Consider the following 4,737-nt stretch of genomic DNA (forward strand, 5'->3'; position numbering starts at 1 on the left):
GTCCCTCATCCCTCTCGCATGATAATGATAATGTATGCCGGGCCGGGCGCCTGCGGCAACAAACTCATGACCTGAGCATCCGCCCGGGCAGGCTTACGGGGATGATGCCGCCATGTGTCGTCATCCTACCCATCCGCATGGCCGGCATACAGAATGGTGGAGCCGCCAGAATGGTCGGCCCACCGACATGATGGATCGGCACCGGCCGCTCGCTGGCATCTGATCGCAAGCATTCGCATGGTTTGCACGTGACACAACCGACCATTGCGTTTCATCGCGCCACCGCGCCCAGCGGGAAGGAGCGAAGGTCGCGCTGCGCGGTGCGGAAGACCGCGTCCTGCCGGTGCTGCTTTTCGGCGGCGAGTTGCGGCACGCGCCGCGTCACCCATTCGCCGAGTGAAAGGGCAGAGACCCGCCCCTCGCCGTCGGTCGCTGCGCGGCCGCCCATGCCCTCGCGCACCGCATAGGCAAAGACGCCGTTGCGTTCATCGTATGAATCCAGCGCCTCCTGCACCGATGTGCTGGCGGCCAGCAGAAAGCGCCCGGTTTCGTTGCCGAGCGCGGCCAGGCTGTCGATGGTCACCTGGCCGGCATGGCACGTGTCGATGAAGAGAAAGCCGTCACGGGCCCGGATGCGCGCCAGGGCGGCCACCATGGTATTCTCATCGAGTGCCGAATTGCGCATCGCGCCGGCATCGGTGATGCTTGCCGTCTCGTGCGGAAGAAAGAGGAAGTGTCGGTCGGGTTCGCTGCGCACGCCGTGGCCAGCGAGGTAGAGGACGAAAGTGTCCTCCGGCCGGGCGATCTGCGCTGCGGCCGAGAGCGCGGCGAGGATGTTGCTGCGGGTGGCGTCGCGGTTCAGCAGTGTGGTTGCCAGGACCTCACGGAAGACACCGGCAGCGCGGGCGCGCAGCACCTCCACCACGGTGCGAGCATCGGCCACTGCGAAGCGCAGATTGAGGTCGCCGATGCGATATTCATCCACACCCACGGCCACGATGATGAGACGTCCGGCGCCGGGCGGCGGCGGTGGCTCGCCAGCACGGCGCAGTTCCATGGCTGTGCCCTCAGCGAAGAGGCTCCGGTCCTCAGCATAGAGCCTGGCGGAAACGCGGTTGGGCCCGGGGTCGAGCGGGACTTCCACTATATTCACCCCGGCCGTGGCCATGCCGCGCGCTGCGATACGGTCGTTCACCATCACATCGAGCGGCCCCAGCCCCATGCCGCGATCAGTGACGGAAAAGCCCAGGCGCAGCGCGGTCGCGCCGCCCGGCAATTCGCCGCCGGCCCAGGCGACGGGTTGGCAGGCCTCGCCTATGATGGCACAGGCCTCGCCAGGGGCCAGTGTCGGCAGACGGCCGATGCGGCTGCGCACCTCGCCGAGGTCATTCATCCGGGCCATGGTCAGAGCCGTATTGCCCAATAGCCGGGCGCGTACAGCGGTGGGCGCGAAGAGCGCGCGATAGGCTTGCTGGAAGCTGGCCCATTCCGGCGCCTGGGCGCGGCCATTATTGAGGTGGACGCCCACGAGGTCCTGGCCACCTTGGGCCGCGTGGTCAAACAATCCCTCGGGCGTCCAAAGCACCCAGCGTTGGGCATCGGCATGGACGAAGAGCGCGCCGCGTTCGGCCAGCCGGCCATTGGTTTCGTACCAGCGGATGGTGCCGTCACCGAGCGCTGCCACCGCCAATCCATCCACTGCCACCACCCCCCATACGGTGCCAGATGTGGCGATCTGGTCGAGCAACCGGCCAGATCGGTCGTAAAGACGGAGATAGGTGTCGGTACCGAGGAGGAAGCCCTCGTCGTTCGGCGTGATGGCCAGGCTGCGGCTGTACTCGCCTTCATTGAGACGCAGTGGCTGGCCGTTAAGCCTTGGCCGGTCGCGATTTTGCCAATCCGTCACCGTCAGCCCGGCGGCCTGGGTGCGGGCGGTAACAAGCCCTTCGCCCGGGCCGCGGGCAAGTTGGCTGGCCTGGGCGTTGAATAGCAGCGTCGGGCCACCACTGCGCAGCACCAGTCGCAGCAATTGGCCATCAGCGCTGGCCGCCAGGCCGGCGGCGGTGTTGCGGAAATCGCCGCCCGGCGGTCTGGGCGGCTGGGCCAGACTGCCATCCGGGGCGAGGCGCCCCCAGCCCGGATCGGCGGCCGCGAAGGCCAGCCCGCCGCCCGGCAGCGGCAGAAGCTGGGCGATGGCATCGCGCGCGGCGGGGATGTCGCGGAACGGTCCATGGCCGAAATCGGCCCAGCGGCGGATCAGAAAATTGGCCGTACCCGGGGCGGCAGTGGCCGCCCTGGCATAGCCCGCCGCATGCAGTTGCACCCCGCCTCTGCCATCGCTGGCCCAGGCCACGGCGGGCAACCCCTCGCCAGTGAGGCCCGTGACGTCGGGGGTGAGGATGGTGCGCAGGTCACTCGCCATCAACACATCGACGCGCAACCGGTTCTCATAGCCCACGGCGATCAGCGCCCCATCTGGCGAGAAGGCGATGCCATAAGGCCTGGCATCGAGGATGGGCTTACGTTCGGCGATGCGCCGGCCGGCGCTGTCATAAAGTCTGATCTTGCCATCGGCCGAACTCGCAGCGAGCCGCCCCTCCCCATCGAAGACCACCATGCGCGCGGCGCCCTGCCAGTCCTGGCTATCCTCGGCCAGCAGCCGGCCGTTTGTCGTGTCCCAGATTCTGATGCCAGAGCGGCCGCCCAGTGCTGCCGCCACCCTTGCTCCATCGGGCGAGATGGCAAAGTGCTGGAAGGGGGCCGGCTGGCCGGGCAGCCGCGCCAGCATTCGTCCGCTGGCGGTATCGAAAAGATAAGCTGAAAAGGTGCCATCCCAAGCAGCACCAGTCTGGCCGCCGACGATCACCCGGGTGCCATCGGGGCTCAGCGCGACGGCATAAAGCTCACCCTCATCCAATGGCCCAATGGGCGGCCGCAGCACCCCAAGCGGTGTCCCCTCGGGCAGTGACCATAGCCGCAGCGTCTTATCATCGGACACCGAGGCGAGGATGCGTCCTGCCGCATCGGTGGCCAGGCGCGAGACGGGTGCAGTATGAGCGCCGGCCTCGACCCGCAGGATCGGCGCTTGTGGCGGCATTGCCTCAGCTTGGCGCGCGGGGGCAGTGGCTGGCGCGGGCGCTGCCGAGGGCTGCTGCGCCGGGGCCATGATCACCCCACGCCCCGATGCTGCCGGCGGAAGGCCCGACCGTGGCGCCGTCTGCCCCAGCACCAAGGCTGGGGTGAACAAGGCAATGGCCACCCCGAGGCGATAAGCCCAGACCCTCATCGCCCGGCCTGCCCCATGGCTTGGTTCAGGACGTCAACTCGAAACCACTGCTCTGCGTCAGCCGCTCGGCATTGCTGACGGAGGCGGTGAATGTCTCGCGGCGCGATAGGTTGGTGGCGGCCAGTGAGCGCACATCGCTGCCCTCGGCCGGCTGCTGAACCGATGCGCGGGGCGCGGGAAATGCAGCGGATGGGGCATAGCCACGCACGCCGTTTGCGGTTTCCACCTGCACGAAGCCGGGCGGGCCAGGGCGCACCGCCACCGCTTCGCGCGGCCGGATTTCGGCGATCTTCGGACTATCTGGTTGTGGCGAGAAGACGACATCGACGTTGCGCTGCGGCGTCACGCGGGTCGGCTGCGGGGTTCCGGCAGTGGCGAGCCCCACCTTGCCGCCCGGCACCACGGCGTCGATCGCACCGTCGATTTCGGCGCCGCGGGTGGAGATACGGCCATTGATGTTTTGGGCGAGGGCAATGTCGCCATTGGCACGCTGGCGGATTTCGGCCAATTGTTGGGTCGCAACCTCACGGTTCAGCCGTCCATCTCGCACGGCCTGGCGGATGTGTTGGGCCGAGCGCAGGCGGCAGTCGAAGAGTTGGTCGAAGGCGATCTGGGTACGATTAAGCTCAGCATTCTCGCGCTGCAGGTCATTGGCGATCTGGGCGTTGACGCCGGCTTGGTCGCGCTGTTGGCGCTGCAGCGCGGAGTAATAGCCTATTGCCGCACCCGTTGGGGCACCGATCAACGCGCCGGTGAGTGCGCCTTGCCAGGTACCGGTTGCAAGGCCGCTGATCAGCGCGCCCGAGACGGCACCGATGGCCGCAGCCTGCACGATGTCCTCACCAAAGAAATTGCCCGTGCTGTCAAGCTGGACGACGAGCGCCCGACAGGCGTCGCGCCCGTCATCATAGCCGATGCGTTGTACCTGCGTTGTGCAGGCGGCAAGAACGATACCAGCGGTTAGGGCGGCCGTGATGCGGTAAGAGCCGGAGCGTGCCATGTAAAACGCAATCTCCAATTTCGATAATGTTTAACCCATTCTGGGCGGCCTGCCCAGGGTCATTGGTAATTACTCACGTGGTCGGCCCTGAACGACCTGATCAGGCGCAGGCGAATTTCCCGCCGATCAGATCTCGGATGGCCTGCAGTGCGGGTTGACCGCCCAGGCGGGCGGTTCCGGTGACCGAGCGATATCCGGCGTGGATCTGCGCCCCCCAGTCTGACCGGAAGCCGTTGGTGACTTTACGGAACACCACCGAGTGGCGGATTTCCCGCTCGGAGATGTTGTTGGTGGCCGGCACCTCGCGGTCTGTCAGGAAGACAAAGAACTTTGTTCGCCAAGCCTTGATCTGCTTGTTCAGAACCTGACCGGCGGGATGGGCGACGGGCTGGGCGACGAGGCGATCGAGTGTGTTGTCGGCCCTGGCAGCGTAGGCAGCCAAGGTGCTGTC

3 protein-coding genes are annotated in these 4,737 nt (G+C 66.9%); all 3 read right to left on the minus strand.

What is annotated here, in order from left to right; translation table 11 throughout:
• Nucleotides 1–271 precede the first annotated feature (271 nt).
• Nucleotides 272–3,097: a caspase family protein gene (locus tag ABWP84_RS18065; protein ID WP_353213416.1), complete on the minus strand. Its 2,826-nt coding sequence runs from the start codon at nt 3,095–3,097 to the stop codon at nt 272–274.
• A gap of 214 nt (nt 3,098–3,311) precedes the next feature.
• Nucleotides 3,312–4,286, minus strand: a complete 975-nt coding sequence (locus ABWP84_RS18070; protein ID WP_353213417.1) for a YMGG-like glycine zipper-containing protein — start codon at nt 4,284–4,286, stop codon at nt 3,312–3,314.
• A 100-nt stretch (nt 4,287–4,386) separates the two neighbouring features.
• The coding region (locus ABWP84_RS18075) for a transposase (RefSeq protein ID WP_353213418.1) at nt 4,387–4,737 on the minus strand (351 nt) is incomplete at its 5' end.

Source organism: Rhodovarius sp., assembly GCF_040399605.1.
Taxonomy (GTDB): Bacteria; Pseudomonadota; Alphaproteobacteria; order Acetobacterales; family Acetobacteraceae; genus Rhodovarius; species Rhodovarius crocodyli_A.

Coding starts and splice junctions, on each gene's coding strand:
- ABWP84_RS18070 (WP_353213417.1), bottom strand. CDS start 4,286: ATGGCACGCTCCGGCTCTTACCGCATCACGGCCGCCCTAACCGCTGGT.
- ABWP84_RS18065 (WP_353213416.1), bottom strand. CDS start 3,097: ATGCCGCCACAAGCGCCGATCCTGCGGGTCGAGGCCGGCGCTCATACT.